General features: G+C 68.5%; 18 protein-coding genes. 13 read left to right on the top strand and 5 right to left on the bottom strand.

Translation table 11 applies throughout. From position 1 onward, the window contains the following. The first annotated feature begins 21 nt into the window (after positions 1-21). The 6 genes from argF to ROJ8625_RS11790 all read left to right on the top strand — a co-directional run bounded on the left by argF (position 22) and on the right by ROJ8625_RS11790 (position 6,132). Positions 22-948 carry an ornithine carbamoyltransferase gene (gene argF, locus ROJ8625_RS11815; RefSeq protein WP_085792096.1) on the top strand — a complete coding sequence of 309 codons (927 nt, stop codon included), beginning with the start codon at positions 22-24 and terminating at the stop codon, positions 946-948. Between the two features lie 102 nt (positions 949-1,050). After that, positions 1,051-3,495: an ATP-dependent helicase HrpB gene (hrpB, locus tag ROJ8625_RS11810; RefSeq protein ID WP_085792095.1), complete on the top strand. Its 2,445-nt coding sequence runs from the start codon at positions 1,051-1,053 to the stop codon at positions 3,493-3,495. A gap of 197 nt (positions 3,496-3,692) precedes the next feature. Next, positions 3,693-4,676: a methylmalonyl Co-A mutase-associated GTPase MeaB gene (gene meaB, locus ROJ8625_RS11805; protein ID WP_085792430.1), complete on the top strand. Its 984-nt coding sequence runs from the start codon at positions 3,693-3,695 to the stop codon at positions 4,674-4,676. Between the two features lie 129 nt (positions 4,677-4,805). Beyond that, entirely contained in the window at positions 4,806-5,105 is a 300-nt protein-coding gene (rpmB, locus tag ROJ8625_RS11800) for a 50S ribosomal protein L28 (protein WP_085792094.1), read from the top strand. 116 nt (positions 5,106-5,221) lie between these two features. After that, positions 5,222-5,563, top strand: coding sequence for a hypothetical protein (locus tag ROJ8625_RS11795; protein WP_085792093.1), 342 nt, complete (start codon positions 5,222-5,224; stop codon positions 5,561-5,563). A 41-nt stretch (positions 5,564-5,604) separates the two neighbouring features. After that, positions 5,605-6,132 carry a copper chaperone PCu(A)C gene (locus ROJ8625_RS11790; protein WP_085792092.1) on the top strand — a complete coding sequence of 176 codons (528 nt, stop codon included), beginning with the start codon at positions 5,605-5,607 and terminating at the stop codon, positions 6,130-6,132. 5 nt (positions 6,133-6,137) lie between these two features. Here ROJ8625_RS11790 and ROJ8625_RS11785 read toward each other — a convergent pair whose 3' ends face one another. After that, positions 6,138-6,830, bottom strand: a complete 693-nt coding sequence (locus ROJ8625_RS11785; RefSeq protein ID WP_085792091.1) for a Sir2 family NAD-dependent protein deacetylase — start codon at positions 6,828-6,830, stop codon at positions 6,138-6,140. A gap of 39 nt (positions 6,831-6,869) precedes the next feature. Here ROJ8625_RS11785 and ROJ8625_RS11780 point away from each other — a divergent pair, with 39 nt between their 5' ends. The 4 genes from ROJ8625_RS11780 to ROJ8625_RS11765 all read left to right on the top strand — a co-directional run bounded on the left by ROJ8625_RS11780 (position 6,870) and on the right by ROJ8625_RS11765 (position 8,741). Continuing rightward, positions 6,870-7,331 carry a low molecular weight protein-tyrosine-phosphatase gene (locus tag ROJ8625_RS11780; protein ID WP_085792090.1) on the top strand — a complete coding sequence of 154 codons (462 nt, stop codon included), beginning with the start codon at positions 6,870-6,872 and terminating at the stop codon, positions 7,329-7,331. Positions 7,332-7,616: 285 nt separating this feature from the next. Then, positions 7,617-7,871, top strand: coding sequence for a type II toxin-antitoxin system prevent-host-death family antitoxin (locus tag ROJ8625_RS21025; RefSeq protein ID WP_159456760.1), 255 nt, complete (start codon positions 7,617-7,619; stop codon positions 7,869-7,871). 69 nt (positions 7,872-7,940) lie between these two features. Then, positions 7,941-8,297, top strand: coding sequence for a hypothetical protein (locus ROJ8625_RS11770; RefSeq protein ID WP_085792088.1), 357 nt, complete (start codon positions 7,941-7,943; stop codon positions 8,295-8,297). 138 nt (positions 8,298-8,435) lie between these two features. Beyond that, positions 8,436-8,741 (top strand): hypothetical protein, encoded by a 306-nt coding sequence (locus ROJ8625_RS11765; protein ID WP_085792087.1) that lies wholly within the window; start codon positions 8,436-8,438, stop codon positions 8,739-8,741. 43 nt (positions 8,742-8,784) lie between these two features. Here ROJ8625_RS11765 and ROJ8625_RS11760 read toward each other — a convergent pair whose 3' ends face one another. The 3 genes from ROJ8625_RS11760 to lepA form a co-directional block, all read right to left on the bottom strand. Beyond that, positions 8,785-9,114: a DUF3140 domain-containing protein gene (locus tag ROJ8625_RS11760; protein ID WP_085792086.1), complete on the bottom strand. Its 330-nt coding sequence runs from the start codon at positions 9,112-9,114 to the stop codon at positions 8,785-8,787. A 607-nt stretch (positions 9,115-9,721) separates the two neighbouring features. Next, complete coding sequence (locus ROJ8625_RS20650; protein WP_143535107.1) at positions 9,722-10,543, bottom strand: DUF4747 family protein; 822 nt, start codon at positions 10,541-10,543, stop codon at positions 9,722-9,724. 134 nt (positions 10,544-10,677) lie between these two features. After that, the gene (gene lepA / locus ROJ8625_RS11750) at positions 10,678-12,480 is read right to left on the bottom strand and encodes a translation elongation factor 4 (protein ID WP_085792084.1); all 1,803 of its coding nucleotides are present in this window, start codon (positions 12,478-12,480) and stop codon (positions 10,678-10,680) included. Positions 12,481-12,694: 214 nt separating this feature from the next. Here lepA and ROJ8625_RS11745 point away from each other — a divergent pair, with 214 nt between their 5' ends. Both ROJ8625_RS11745 and ROJ8625_RS11740 read left to right on the top strand, forming a co-directional pair. After that, on the top strand, positions 12,695-12,979 hold the full coding sequence (locus ROJ8625_RS11745; protein ID WP_085792083.1) for an acylphosphatase: 285 nt from the start codon (positions 12,695-12,697) through the stop codon (positions 12,977-12,979). Positions 12,980-13,155: 176 nt separating this feature from the next. Continuing rightward, a complete protein-coding gene (locus ROJ8625_RS11740; RefSeq protein ID WP_085792082.1) occupies positions 13,156-13,512 on the top strand; it encodes a hypothetical protein in 357 nt (118 codons plus the stop codon). A 59-nt stretch (positions 13,513-13,571) separates the two neighbouring features. Here ROJ8625_RS11740 and ROJ8625_RS11735 read toward each other — a convergent pair whose 3' ends face one another. Further along, positions 13,572-14,336: an alpha/beta fold hydrolase gene (locus ROJ8625_RS11735; protein ID WP_085792081.1), complete on the bottom strand. Its 765-nt coding sequence runs from the start codon at positions 14,334-14,336 to the stop codon at positions 13,572-13,574. Positions 14,337-14,467: 131 nt separating this feature from the next. On the opposite strand from ROJ8625_RS11735, the gene ROJ8625_RS11730 reads away from it, so the two are divergent. Further along, on the top strand, positions 14,468-14,842 hold the full coding sequence (locus ROJ8625_RS11730) for a hypothetical protein (RefSeq protein WP_143535106.1): 375 nt from the start codon (positions 14,468-14,470) through the stop codon (positions 14,840-14,842). Positions 14,843-14,849 lie beyond the last annotated feature (7 nt).

Here is a 14,849-nt window from a genome sequence, read left to right as displayed (position 1 = left end):
GCCGACACAAAGCAAGATCCGATGAACCATTTCCTCGATATCCACAAGACCGACCCCGCCGACCTCCGGACGATCCTGGCTTCGGCGGCGGCGATGAAGTCCGCCCGCAACGGCGCCCCGAAGGCGACGCCGGACGCCGAGCAGCCGCTTGCCGGCCACATGGTCGCGCTGATCTTCGAGAAGCCCTCGACCCGCACGCGGGTGTCGTTCGACGTGGGCGTGCGCCAGATGGGCGGGGAGACGATGGTTCTCTCGGGCGCCGACATGCAGCTCGGGCACGGCGAGACCATCGCCGATACCGCCCGGGTAATGAGCCGTTACGTCGATCTCATCATGATCCGCACCTTCGACGAGAGCGTGCTGACCGAGATGGCGGAATACGCCACGGTGCCGGTCATCAACGGGCTCACCGATCGCAGCCATCCCTGCCAGATCATGGCCGACCTGATGACCTACGAAGAGCATCGCGGCGCCATCCAGGGGCGCAAGGTCGTCTGGTCCGGGGACGGCAACAACGTCTGCGCCTCGTGGCTGCACGCGGCCGCGCAGATGGGCTTCGACATGACCTTCACCGGCCCGGTCCAGCTCGACCCGGAGATGGAGTTCGTCGGGCTGGCGCGGCAGGCTGGCGTTCAGGTGACGATCGAGCGCGACCCGCACAAGGCGGTCGAGGGCGCCGATCTGGTCATCACCGACACCTGGGTGTCGATGCACGACGCGCAATCGGCCCGCGAGCGGCGGCACAACATGCTTCGACCCTACCAGGTCAATGCCGAGTTGATGAAGCGCGCGGCACCCGACGCGCTTTTCATGCACTGCCTGCCGGCGCACCGCGAGGAGGAGGTCACGAGCGAGGTCATGGACGGCCCGCATTCCGTGGTCTGGGACGAAGCCGAGAATCGGCTGCACGCGCAGAAAGCTGTCATGCGCTGGTGCCTCGGCGCCTGAACGGGCGCGAGAACGACCCGTGTCCGCTTTGCGTGTGCTGCTGCCGGACCCGGTTCCGGCGCGCCGATGCGCGGCGGGGCGATACACTGGAATGAGGACGCGATGACCGGTCTGCCGATCGAGGACGCGCTGCCCGATCTGCTCGAGGCGCTCGCGGCGCAGGGGCGCGCGGTCCTCCAGGCGCCGCCGGGAGCCGGCAAGACCACCCGCGTGCCTCTGGCGATGCTCGCGGCCGGCGCGTTCGAGGGCCGCCTCGTCATGCTCGAGCCGCGCCGGCTCGCCGCGCGCGCGGCGGCCGAGCGCATGGCCGAGACGCTGGGCGAGCCAGTGGGCCGAACGGTCGGGTTCCGCATGCGCGGCGCCACCGAGGTGTCTGCCGACACGCGGATCGAGGTGGTGACCGAAGGCATCCTGACCCGCCGGCTGCAGCGCGATCCCGAGCTCGAGGGCGTCGGCGCCGTGATCTTCGACGAGATCCACGAACGCTCGCTCAACGCCGATCTGGGGCTCGCGCTCTGCCTCGAGATCGCCGGCGCGCTGCGACCCGATCTGCGGCTTCTGGCGATGTCGGCGACGCTCGACTCCGGCGCCATCGCGACGCTCATGGACGCGCCGGTCGTCACCTCGGAGGGCCGCGCCTTCCCGGTCGAGACGCGCTGGCGCGACCGACCGGTGCCGAAGGACACGCGCTTCGAGGACGCGGTGGCGGACCGCGTCGCCACGGCGGCCGCGGAGACCGAGGGCGGGATCCTTGTCTTCCTTCCCGGCGAGGGCGAGATCCGGCGCGTCGAGCAGCGTCTTTCGGCGCGGCTGCCCGGGACTTGCGTGGTCCGGCCGCTCTTCGGTGCGCTCGATCCCGAGGCGCAGCGCGCGGCGATCCGGCCCGAGCGGGCGGGCCGAAAGGTCGTGCTGTCGACGGCGATCGCCGAGACCTCGCTGACGATCGAGGATATCCGCGTGGTGATCGATGGCGGCCGTGCCCGCCGTGCCCGGTTCGATCCCGGATCGGGGATGTCGCGGCTCGTCACCGAGCGCGTGTCGCGGGCCGAGGCCACGCAGCGCGCCGGCCGCGCGGGCCGGGTCGCGCCGGGCGTGGCCTACCGGCTCTGGACCAGGGGCGAGGAGGGCGCGCTGACCGCCTATCCGCCGGCTGAGATCGAGGTCGCGGACCTGGCCGGACTGGCGCTGGAGCTGGCGCTCTGGGGCGCGGGGCCGGACGCGCTGCCCTTTCCGACGCCGCCGCCGGACGGTGCGCTGGGAGAAGCGCGGGCGCTTCTGAGGATGCTGGGCGCGCTCGACGCCGAGGACCGGATCACCCCGCACGGAAAGACGCTCGCGGGGCTGCCGCTGCATCCGCGGCTCGCACACATGCTCGCGCGGTGCGGCCCCGACGCGGCACCGCTCGCCGCGCTTTTGGCAGAGCGCGACCCGCTCAGGGGCGCGCCGGCGGACCTGGCGCTGCGGCTCGAGGCGCTGGCCGATGCCAAACGCTTCGCCGCGCGGCGGCCGCACCAGGTGCGCCGCGCGGCGCTCGAGCGGATCCGGCAGGAGTCGCGGCGGCTGGCGCGCCTGGCCCCCGGGCGCGCCGACCCGGCCGGACCGGCCGCAATGGCGGCGCTGGCCTATCCCGACCGGATCGGCCTGCGCCGCCCCGGCGAGGCGCCGCGGTTCGTGCTCTCGGGCGGGAAGGGCGCGGTGATGGCGGCCGACGATCCGCTGGCCGGAGCGCGGCTGATCGTGGCGACGGACACCGACGGCAACCCGCGCGAGGCGCGGATCCGTCAGGCCGCGCGGGTCGAAGAGGCCGAACTGCGCACGCTCTTTCCGGGCGATATCGCGTGGCACGACGTTTGCGCGTGGTCGCGGCGCGATCGTCGCGTCGTCGCGCGGCGGCAGGAGCGGTTCGGCGCGCTCGTGCTCGATGACCGGCTCTGGCGCGATGCGCCGGCCGACGTGGTGGCCCGCGCCATGCTCGACGGCGTGCGCGAGTTGGGGCTCTCGCTCTCGGACCGCGCGCGGCGCTTCACCGCACGCGTGGCGCTGGGCCGGGCCGCGGGGCTCGACCTGCCGGATCTGTCCGAGCCCGCGCTGGTGGCGCGGCTCGAGACGTGGCTCCTGCCCTTTCTGGACGGCGTGACCACGGCGGAGGAGTGGAAGCGGTTCGACCTGCTGCCCGCGCTCGAGGCGCAGCTCGACTGGCCCGCGCGGCAGGCGCTCGACGACGCGGTGCCGGGGACCTTCGTCACGCCGCTCGGGCGCGGGATCCCGATCGACTATTCCGGCGAGGCGCCGGAGATCTCGCTGCGCCTGCAGGAGATGTTCGGCCAGGTGACGCATCCGCGCGTGGGCGACACGCCGCTGCGGGTCACGCTGCTGTCGCCGGCGGGCCGCCCGGTCCAGACCACGACCGACCTGCCGGGCTTCTGGGAGGGCTCCTACGCCGACGTGCGCAAGGACATGCGCGCGCGGTATCCCAAGCACCCCTGGCCCGAGGACCCGCGCCAGGCCGACCCGACGCTGCGCGCGAAGCCGCGCGGCGGACGCTGATCGGCGCCGCACCCGGCGGCCACGACGGCGTGGGGGCGCTGCCCCCACACCCCCGGGGTTTCCGGCAAGATGAAGCATCGAACGGGGCGCGGGAGAGCGCGCGTCGTGCGGAGCCCGGTGCGCGGGGTCGGCGGTCGCCCGGCATGGACAAGGCGGTGGCGCGCGGGCACAAACGGGACCGCAAAACGGGGCTGGGCATGGACATCGAGGCACTGGCGGAGGGGGTTCTGGCGGGCGAGCGGCGCGCGCTGGCCAGGGCGATCACCCTGATCGAGAGCGGGCGCGCCGATCACCGCGACGCCGCCACGCAGTTGATGGCGCGGCTGAACGCAGCCGATCATGGCCGCGAGGCGATGCGGATCGGGCTGTCGGGCACGCCGGGCGTGGGCAAGTCGACCTTCATCGAGGCCTTCGGAATGATGCTGACGGCCCGGGGCGAGGCGGTCGGAGTGCTTGCGGTCGACCCGTCCTCGGCGCGCTCGGGCGGTTCGATCCTCGGGGACAAGACGCGTATGGAGCGGCTGTCGCGCGAGCCGGCGGCCTTCATCCGGCCCTCGCCGGCGCAATCGCACCTGGGCGGCGTGGCACGGCGCACGCGCGAGGCGATCGCGCTTCTCGAGGCGGCCGGGTTCGGCGCGGTCCTGGTCGAGACGGTGGGCGTCGGCCAGTCTGAGACCGTGGTCGCCGAGATGACCGATCTCTTCGTTCTGCTGCTCGCGCCCGCGGGCGGGGACGAGTTGCAGGGCGTCAAGCGCGGGATCATGGAGATGGCCGACATCCTGCTGATCAACAAGGCGGATGGCGAGTTGCAGGCGGCGGCGACGCGCACCTGTTCGGACTATGCCGGCGCGCTGCGGCTGCTGCGGAAGCGGCCGCAGGATCCCGAGGGATTTCCCAAGGCGATGACGGTGTCGGCCATGGAGGAGACCGGGCTCGCGCGGGTCTGGGACGAGATGACCGAGCTTGCGCGCTGGCGGCGCGAGAGCGGGCACTGGGAGCGCCGCCGCGCGGAGCAGGCGCGCCACTGGTTCGAGGCAGAGGTGCGCGAGGGGCTGCTCGCGCGTCTCGGGCGCGAGCCGGTCCGCGGCGCGATGGCGACGCTGGCGCGCCAGGTCGAAGCCGGCGAGATCACCGCCGCGATCGCCGCCGACACGCTTCTGCGCGAGTATCTCGGCGGCTGACGGGCCCGGACTTGACGCGGGCGCGCAATCTGCGTAACAGCCGCTGACGAGATTCCGGGCGCTGCGGAGAGCGGCGCCCTTTGATATTGGCGGGGGCCTCGTCCCTCGCGACAAGACGAGGATGAACCCATGTCGCGTGTCTGCGAACTGACCGGAAAAGGGCCGATGGTTGGCAACAACGTCAGCCACGCCAACAACAAGACGAAGCGCCGCTTCCTGCCGAACCTGAACGACGTGACGCTGCAGTCCGAAACGCTGGGCCGCGGCGTGAAGCTGCGCATCTCGGCGTCGGCGCTGCGCTCTGTCGATCACCGCGGCGGTCTCGACAAGTTCCTCGCCAAGGCGAAGGACAGCGAGCTGTCGGCGAAGGCGCTCAGGATCAAGCAGGATATCGCCAAGGCGCAGAGCGCGGCCACCGCCGACGCCTGAGCCGACCCGAACGTGATGTCAGGGCCCCGTCGCGGCATGTCCGTGGCGGGGCCTTTGCGTTGCGGGCGCACTCTGACGCATTGCCGTCTTAACCGCGCCCTGCGATTGAAGGGCGCATGAGGCGTGCCGTCACCCCCCTGGTCCTGATCTGCGTCCTGGCGTTCACGAGCGTCGAGGCGGCGATCGCGCGCGGCTTGCCGGCGCCGGCCGGAGAGGTCGTACTGTGCCGCGGATTGGCGGTGGTGACCGTCACGCTCGACGAAAACGGCGACCCGGTGCGGCGCAGCCAGCTCTGTCCGGAGGCGCTCGGCGCGCTGCTCGACCTTGCCGCCGAGGCACGGGCGCAGGTCGCGCCGGGCCCGGTCATCCGCTCGGTCCATCGGGCCGAACGCGGCGTGTCGCTCCGATCGGCCGAATTGCCCCCCTGCCGTGCCCGTGGGCCGCCGTCGCTGTCCTGATCCCTCCGGTTCACGACATTCTGCGACGAAAGAGACCCCACATGAAACTGATCCTCATGGCCGGCACCGCGCTGGCCCTCGCCGCCGGTGCCGCCGCGGCCGACATCACCGTGACGGACGCCTATGCGCGGAGCGCCTCGCCCGCCGCGCGGACCGGCGCCGCGTTCTTCGTGATCGAGAACACCGGCGACGCGGACGACACGCTCGTCGGTGCCGCCTCGGATGCGGCCGACATGGTCGAATTGCACACCCATATCGAGGGCGAGGGCGGCCTGATGCAGATGCGTCCTGTCGAGGGCGGCCTCACCGTTCCGGCGGGGAGCCGACATACGCTGCGGCGTGGCGGCGACCACGTCATGTTCATGGGCCTGACCGCAGGCTGGGAGCAGGGCGACAGCATCCCGGTGACACTGACTTTCGAACGGGCCGGAGAGGTCGCGCTGGAGATCCCGGTCGACAACGCGCGGCAGCCGGACGAGGCGGCCCACGGCGGCGCCCACGAGGCGGGGCACGGCACGGGCCACGACTCGGCCCACGGCGGTGACCACGACGCGGGACACGGCGGCTGATGGCGTCAGCCGGCGAGCATGTCATGAACCCAGGCCGGGACGATCGTGCTCGCCGGACCGACCTCGTGCGCGTCGAATGCGGCGGAGACGTCGGACGCGGCGAGGTTGAGCTCGAGGGTGCGCGCGCCGGCGCGGCGCGCTTCGGCCACGAAGCCGGCGGCCGGGTAGACCTGTCCGGACGTGCCGATCGCGACGAAGAGGTCGGCGGTTTCGAGGTGACCGGCGATGGTCTCCATGTGATAGGGCATCTCGCCGAACCAGACCACATCGGGCCGCGCGGCAGGGTGCTGGCAGGCGGGGCAGGCCGTGGTCGTGTCCATCTCGGGCGGTGCCGCCCAGCGGTGGTCGCACGCCGCGCAGAGAGCGCCGGCGAGCGCCCCGTGCATGTGGATCACCGTGGCGCCCGCGCGCTCGTGCAGGGCGTCGACGTTCTGGGTCACGATGACGGTGTCGGGGTGCGCGGCCTGCAGGCGGGCGAGCGCCGCGTGGGCGGCATTGGGAGCGGCGGCGGCGGCCTGCGCGCGGCGCATGTTGTAGAAGGCGTGGACGGTGTCGGGATTCCGGGCGAAGGCCTCCGGCGTGGCGACGTCCTCGAGGCGGACATGCTCCCACAGGCCACCGGCGTCGCGAAAGGTGGCGAGGCCGCTCTCGGCCGAGATTCCGGCGCCGGTGAGGATCACGATCTTGCCGTCGCGCATGGGCTTCCCCGGGGCTGAGTTGGAGGCTATGTGGTTGGTATGACACAGCGTATTCTATTTGTCTGCCTCGGCAACATCTGCCGGTCTCCGTCGGCGGAGGCGGTGGTGGCGGCGAAGGCGGCGGCGCGGGGGCTGCGGCTGGAGCTCGACAGCGCGGGCACCGGCGACTGGCACCTGGGCGAGCCGCCCTACGGGCCGATGCAGGCGGCCGGACAGGCGCGGGGATACGACCTGTCGGGGCTGCGCGCGCGCCAGGTTTCGGTGAGCGATTTCAATGACTTCGACATGATCCTGGCGATGGATCGGCAGAACCTGTCGGACCTCGCGGCGATGGCGCCGGCGGGGGCGCGGGCGGAGCTGGGGATGTTCACGGATTACGTGGACGAGGACGCGGATCACGTGCCAGACCCTTATCATACAAGGGATTTCGACGGGGCGCTGGCGCTGGTGGAGCGCGCGGCGGACGGGCTCCTGGACGCGCTGGCGCGCAAAAGGTCGTAAGGTTCGTCCGAAATCGGGGGGCGGTTTGTACGCCATCCCGCGCAAAATCCGGGAAAATCGTACGAAATGGCCGGCGGAGCGGCCCCGCGCGCCCCGATCGGGCGGTCGTCCTGGGGCCGGAATGTGCCCCCGGGACTCGGTCGCGCCGGCCGAAGCGTCCGACGGGCGGACGGCGTCGCGCGGCACGGGCCCGGGAGGCGCACCGCAGAGACGGACCGCGCGGTGCGGTCGCGGATCCGAAAGGCGGAGAGGGCAGGATGCAGGGGCCGAGCGAAAGGAGGCTCCATGACGCCGGACTTCGAGGAGGTCAGCATCTCGATCCTGCGCGACCGGCTGGCGGAGAAGGTGGGCTTCGTCCGCGAGGGCGGGCAGATCTACGTCACGCATCACGGCCGACGGGTCGCGGCGCTGGTGCCGATCTGGCACGCGGATCTTTACGCGGACGTGGAGGCGTGGACGCTGCGCGACATGCAGCGGCGCCAGCACGAGGCGCTCAAGGCGTGGGAGACGCTGCGCCGCAACGCCGGCTACGAGGATTGAGCGGACCGGCTTGGTCCGGGCGCGGGCCGCGCTAGGATCGGACGACAGACAACGAAAGGCCCCTCAGACATGTTCACCCCGCGCCTCCTCCTCCTTGCCGCGCTGGCCGGCATCGCCGGCTGCATCGCCAACTCGATCGCGGTCTCCGTGCTGTTCGGGGCGCCGCTCTGGCCGCTGATCCTGAGCCCGGGGCGGGAGTTCTGGTCGATCGTCTTCGCGCTCGCGCTGGTGCCGATCTTCGCGCGGATGGCGCCGGTGGCGGCGGGCGCCACGGGCTTCGTCGTGCTGAACCTGCTGGCGTCGGTGTCGGCCAAGCTGATCTGGGGCGCCGGGGCGCCGTGGACGATGGTGTTCGTGGTGAACGGCGTCTACGCGATCGTGGCCGTGGCGGTCTATGCCGCGGGGCGCGAGAAGGCGCTGGCCTGACGCGCAGGGCGCGCCGGCGGTGGAACTTTCGTCATGCGGTGAATATCGCGGGGTGACTCTACTTTAGGTTGTCGAATCGTCCGCGTGGGCGTAAGCTCCTTGGATATTAGCCCATTGATATTCCCAAGGAGATTGCCGATGCGACGCATTCTGCTCGCCCTCGTGTGCTGTGCCGTTCTGCCGACAGGTGGGATGGCCCAGAACGAAGGCCAGACCGCCAATCCCGTCCAGACGCAGGAGCTGTCCCAGGCCGTCAATGCGCTGGCGGTGCTGCTGAACCGGATGAACCAGAGCAACGCGACCTCGACCATCGTCAGCCCGCAAGGCACGGCGCTCACCTGTACGCGCTACTGCAAGGACTGCCAGACCTGCGAGGCCTATTGCTGCCAGGGCACGAACACCGACGACCTCGACCTGGTGATCGTCACCGACGACGAGCCCTGAGACACCGGAGGCCGGTGCGCCCGCGACACGGCGCGCCGGCGGCTCACTTGCAGGGGTCGTGGCCCCAGTTCATCAGCGAATAGCGCCAGTCGGAATGCGCGGGGTCGTCGTCCGGGCCGCCCTGCGCGGTGTGACGCTTGATGTAGGCCACGACCTTGGCCATGTGGTCCCACTGGTCGTCCGAGAGGTCGGCCTTGTCGGTGCGCTGGATCTGCACGATCTTCCGCCCCGAGGCGTGGCCGGTGGATTCTCCGTCCTCGCTGTCGCCGACCTCTTTCGACTCCTCGGTCTCGAGCCAGTCCTCCAGCTCCTTCGGGGCCATGTTCACGAGGTCCTGCCACTCGTCCCAGATCTCGTCACGCGACTTCGCCATGGGCTTCTCCTGCTGTGCGGTGTCGCGGGAGAACAGGGTCGAGGGGGGATGGGTTCCGCTCGCCTGCGGACTCAGAATTGCTTTGCTGAGGTCGCACTATGACGGTAGCCGGAGGCTGTAGCGGAGATTTCTTGGTATAATAAGCGCTGCGCGGATAACTCCCGGATTCAATGCGGTTCGTCTTCCGCTAATGCATAAACTGCCCTCATAACATCATACATTACAAAGACTACCTCAAAAATCACTAGGAGGCAAAAGCTATGAATGAATGATACAGCAGTAATGTTTGAGCTGAATTGGGCGCGCAAAAATGAGATGAGGAATCCCAGCATAAGTGCCACCGTCAAAATTAATGCGCTTGTGTTAAGAGTTCGGCGTGCATGGCCAAAGACTTTGGTTGAGAAGCGGCGTTCTATCCGGGAGTATTCAAGGTGAATTTGAGTTATAGACACCAAGCTTACTGTCACAATTACTGTCAGAATATTAATAAAGTTGTAGTTGGTGAACTCCACTAAGAACCGATTTGATCCCAGAAGTTTGGGTTCGATAATGGAAAGGCATGTAAACACGCCTGCCAGTACGATGAGAGATATTAGCGGAACTTTTCTCACTTCATCAGTATCTCTATCAGGGCGTTGAAAAGGTTCTTTATTGGTGAGCCGGTGGGCCGCAGTTCGTCCGATATTGTAGCATACCGTACCATCTTATTCGAATTGTAAACCTCTTCTGACGCGCTCTTGGCAACAATATTTCCGCCACCCTCCTCAGAGTACTGGACGAATCCGTTGATATACTCGCTATCAACATTGAGACCGTGCTCGCTGGAAAGCTCTTCTTTCCTTCGCTCCATCCCAGTTTCTTCTCTGAGTCGCTTCAGAGCTTCGCGCGTCTCCTTTTCCGCATCGGGCGGATTTGGTACTACAAGATCAAATTTGATGCTAGTGATCGGTCCTGGGAATCCGGATACAGCCTCCCGAAAGCTTCCTGAACGCGGGAGTGCTTCGGCGTCAATCCGGTACGGTTCACCTAAAGTAAAAGCGTTTATCGTCTCGACCAATCCCCCAAGAATGGAATCGGGTGTTCCAACACCGTTCACATCTTCTAGACCGACAACTTGCTGATCATCGCTAATGTTGCAGAATACTGCGGCGCGTTTCCACCTGCCGCCCTCAGATTGGGCGAAGGGATCAGCAGGGTCGTTCTCAGCCGTTTCTGGAATCCATCGGCAAAGGGCTGCGGCGATAATGCCTCTATCCTCTTGGATGAACTCGTAGCGAAGGCGTATTCCCTTTCTATAGTCAAAGCCAAAAGAAGAGCTGAGCCTACGTCGTAAGAACTCCTCTCGGCTTATTTCGGGTTCGTAGACACCTTCAAATAAGCCCCCGGCGTACTGATCTGTAAGGGAAAGACGGTAAAGGAACAATTTCATTAGGAAAGGCGCCGCTTAAGTGGAGTTTTCTTCGCTCCATCAGCTTGAGGCCTACCGTACCAGCGTACAAGAAAAAACCTATCTTAATAGGGCTGAGTTTCCGCCAGACAGCCGTTGGTTTCGCCTGTAGAGAGTTAGCTGTCCATCTTCAGCGCCGAGATGAACGCCTCCTGCGGGATCTCCACCTTCCCGAACTGGCGCATCTTCTTCTTGCCGGCCTTCTGCTTTTCCAGAAGCTTCTTTTTCCGCGTCGCGTCGCCGCCGTAGCACTTGGCGGTCACGTCCTTGCGCATCGCGGACAGGGTCTCGCGGGCGATGACCTTGGCGCCGATCGCCGCCTGGATCGGGATCTTGAACATGTGGCGGGGGATCAGCTCCTTGAGCTTTTCGCACATGGCGCGGCCGCGCTGTTCGGCGCGGTCGCGGTGGACCATCATGGCGAGCGCGTCCACGGGCTCGTCGTTGACGAGGATCTGCATCTTCACGAGGTTGTCCTCGCGGTAGCCGATCATCTCGTAATCGAAGCTCGCGTAACCTTTCGTTACCGATTTCAGGCGATCGTAGAAGTCGAACACCACTTCGTTGAGGGGGAGATCGTACACCGCCATCGCGCGGCCGCCGACATAGGTCAGGTCGAGCTGGATGCCGCGCCGCTCCTGGCAGAGCTTGAGCACGTCGCCGAGATACTCGTCGGGGACCATGATGGTCGCCTTGATGCGCGGCTCCTCGATATGCGCGACGTGGGTCTGGTCGGGCATGTCGGCGGGGTTGTGCAGGTCCTTGCGCTCCCCGTCCTTGGTGTAGAGGTGGTAGATCACCGAGGGCGCGGTGGTGATGAGCTCGATGTTGTACTCGCGCTCCAGCCGGTCGCGGATCACCTCGAGATGCAGAAGGCCGAGGAAGCCGCAGCGGAAGCCGAAGCCGAGCGCGGCCGAGGTCTCCATCTCGTAGGTGAAGGAGGCGTCGTTGAGCGCGAGCTTCTCGATGGCGTCGCGCATGTCCTCGAAGTCGTTGGCGTCCACGGGGAAGAGGCCGCAGAAGACCACCGGCACCGACGGCTTGAAGCCGGGCAGGGGCGTCTCGCACGGGCGCTTCTCGTGGGTGATGGTGTCGCCGACGCGGGTGTCGCGCACCTGCTTGATCGAGGCGTTGAGGTAGCCGATCTCGCCCGGGCCGAGGGTCTGCACCGCCTTCATCGCGGGACGGTAGACGCCGACGTCGTCGACGTCGTAGGTGCCGCCGGTCTTGATCATGCGGATGCGGTCGCCCTTCTTGAGCGTGCCGTCGATCACCCGGACGATACAGATCACGCCGAGATACTGGTCGTACTTGGAGTCGACCAGCATCGCCTTGAGCGGCGCGTCGGGATCGCCGCCCTCGGGGGGCGGAAGCTTCTGCACGATGGCCTCGAGCACGTCGGGGATGCCGATGCCGGTCTTGGCGGAGATCAGGCAGGCCTCGGAGGCGTCGATGCCGATCACGTCCTCGATCTGTTCGCGCACGCGGTCGGGATCGGCGGCGGGCAGGTCGACCTTGTTGAGGACCGGCACGATCTCGTGGTCGGCGTCGATCGCGGTGTAGACGTTGGCGAGGGTCTGCGCCTCGACCCCCTGCGTCGCGTCGACGACCAGGAGCGAGCCCTCGACCGCCTGCATGGAGCGCGCGACCTCGTAGGCGAAGTCCACGTGGCCGGGCGTGTCGATGAGGTTGAGCACGTAGGTCTCGCCGTCCTTGGCGGGGTACTCGATCCGGACGGTGTTGGCCTTGATGGTGATGCCGCGCTCGCGCTCGATGTCCATCGAGTCGAGCAGCTGGTCCTGCATGTCGCGCTCGGACACGGTGCCGGTCAGCTGGATCAGCCGGTCGGCCAGCGTCGATTTGCCGTGGTCGATATGCGCGACGATCGAGAAGTTGCGGATGCGCGAGAGTGGGGTCATGTCCTGCAATCCGGGTTGCGGCGCGGGGGGCGCGGGATTTGCGACTGCCTACAGGGTTCGGACGCGGGATTAAAGCGCGTCCTGCGGGGCGCGTGGTCGCGGGGCCCCAGGCGCCGGACCGGGCGCGATCGGGGAACGGTGGCGCGGTGCGCGGGTTGGGACGGTGCGGCGCCGCGATGGCCGGCGCCACGGCTTGACACGAAAGGACGATCCGATGGCAGAGACGGCGATGCAGGTGATGGTGAACGGCAAGGTGCAGGGCGTGGGCTACCGCGATTTCGTGCGCGAGGCGGCGGCCGCCCGGCACGTGCGCGGCTGGGTCCGCAACGCCGGGGACGGCAGCGTGGAGGCCGCGCTGGCCGGCGAGGCGCTGGACCTCGAGGCGGTGGTCGCGGACATGCGCGCCGGCCCCCGCGCGGCGCAGGTGGCCGAGGTGGAGACGCAGCCCGGCGACCTCGAGGCCGTGCGCGGCTGCAAGGATGTCGAGATCCGCGACTGACCGGACGGGTCGCGCGCCGCGCATTTTTGCGACGCGGCGCATCAAAAACGCCCGCCAAACGCGCGCGTGAATTGAAAATTGCCTTCGTTCGGGTCATGGTGCCGTAATGGCAGTGATGCCGGGGACGGATGACGCGCCGCAGAGCGTGCCGACCCGGCCCGGACGAGGGACAGGCAATGAAGGCAATTCCCGTGATGATGGCGGCGGCGCTGGTCGTGCTGTCCGCCTGTGGTGCGCGCGACAGCGTGACCCGCAGCGCGAGCTACGCGACCCCGAGCTTCGCCAGCGGACCGATGAAGACCGCGTGTCTGCGCAGCGATCGCGCGCAGCGCAATTCGCGTCTGTGCGGTTGCATCCAGTCGGTGGCGGACCAGTCGCTGTCGAACGCGGAGCAGCGGCTGGCGGTCAGCTTCTTCAGCGATCCGCATCGCGCGCAGGAGATCCGGCAGTCGGATCGGCCGAACCACGAGCGGATGTGGCGCAACTACAAGGCCTTCGTGGGCCGCGCGGAGCGCAGCTGCCGCGGGCTCTGAGCCTGCGGCCACGCGTCTTGCGGGCGTCATCGCGGAGCGGCTGACCGGCCCGCCGGATATCAGCCGGCGTCGAGGAAGGCCCGCACCGCCGCCTCGAATTCGCGCGGTTTCTCGGCGTGGAGCCAGTGGCCCGCGCCCTTGAGCGCGGCAAAGCGTGCGCGCGGGAACGCCTCGCGGATCGTGTCGCGGTGGGCGGGCGCGACGTAGTCACTGTCTCCGCCCGTCAGGAACAGGGCAGGGCCGTCGAAGCGGCCCTCGATCCCCGGCCAGCCCAGGATCTTGTCCATTTCGGCGGCGAGGGCGTCGAGGTTCAGCGTCCAGCGCTTGTTGCCGACGTCGAGCGACTGGGTGAAGAAGCTCTGCAGCGCCGGTTCGGGCACCGTGCCGGATAGTTGCGCCGCCGCGTCCGAGCGTTTTTCCACGCGATCGAGATCCACCGCGCGCATCGCCTCGATATAGGCCATCTGCGAATGGTCGTAGGCGACCGGCGCGATATCCGCGACCACGATCCGGCGCAGCGTGTCGGGCCGGGTCAGGGCCAGCGCCATCGCCGCCTTGCCGCCCATCGAATGGCCGACGATGTCCACGGGGCCGCCGATGTCGTCGACGAGCGCGCCGAGATCCGCCGCGAGATCGGGGTAGCCGTGGTCGTCGGACCACGGGCTCTGGCCGTGGTTGCGCTGATCGACGGCGACGACCCGGCGCGTATCCGCCAGCCGCTTGGCGATCACGCCCCAGTTCCGGGCCGAGCCGAAGAGGCCGTGGACGATGACGAGCGTCGGCGCGTCGGTGGCGGTGCCGTGGGTGATCGTGTTGAGCTTCATGCCCAGAGGCGTAGCCCGCGGCGCGGCGCGGCGCCAGAGGGCTTGCGCGGGCCTTGGGCGGATCGCATGGTGCGCCGCGTGCGACCGAAGGGGCGCGCGATCATGCGTGGAGACGACAAGGGATGCGCGCCATGCGCGGAGACGAGACCCTGGCGCCGAAGGTGGCGCGGCTGGAAGCCCTGATGGCCGAGCGGCTGGGCACCGGCAAGCGCCCGCTCGGCCGCGCGGCCCGGTGGGCGGGGCGCGAGCTTCCGCGTGGCGTGCGCGCCGACCTCGCGCGGGTGGCCGAGGCCGCGCATCTTGCCGGGCATCCTCGCCTGCGCGTGCTGGCCGAGGATCCGCGCGTGGACGCGGCGATCGCCCGGGCCGAGGCGCACCTGACGGCGATCGACGTGGCGGACCGGCGGCGCGGGAAGCTCCTCGGCATCGCGGGCACTCTGGCTGCGAACGCGCTGATCCTTATCGTGCTGCTGATCGCCGTCCTGCGCTGGCGCGGCTTCGTCTGAGCCGCGC

Source organism: Roseivivax jejudonensis, assembly GCF_900172265.1.
GTDB lineage: Bacteria > Pseudomonadota > Alphaproteobacteria > Rhodobacterales > Rhodobacteraceae > Roseivivax > Roseivivax jejudonensis.
The sequence above is the reverse complement of the archived record's forward strand: the minus strand, read 5'-3'. Positions and strand labels throughout refer to the sequence as shown.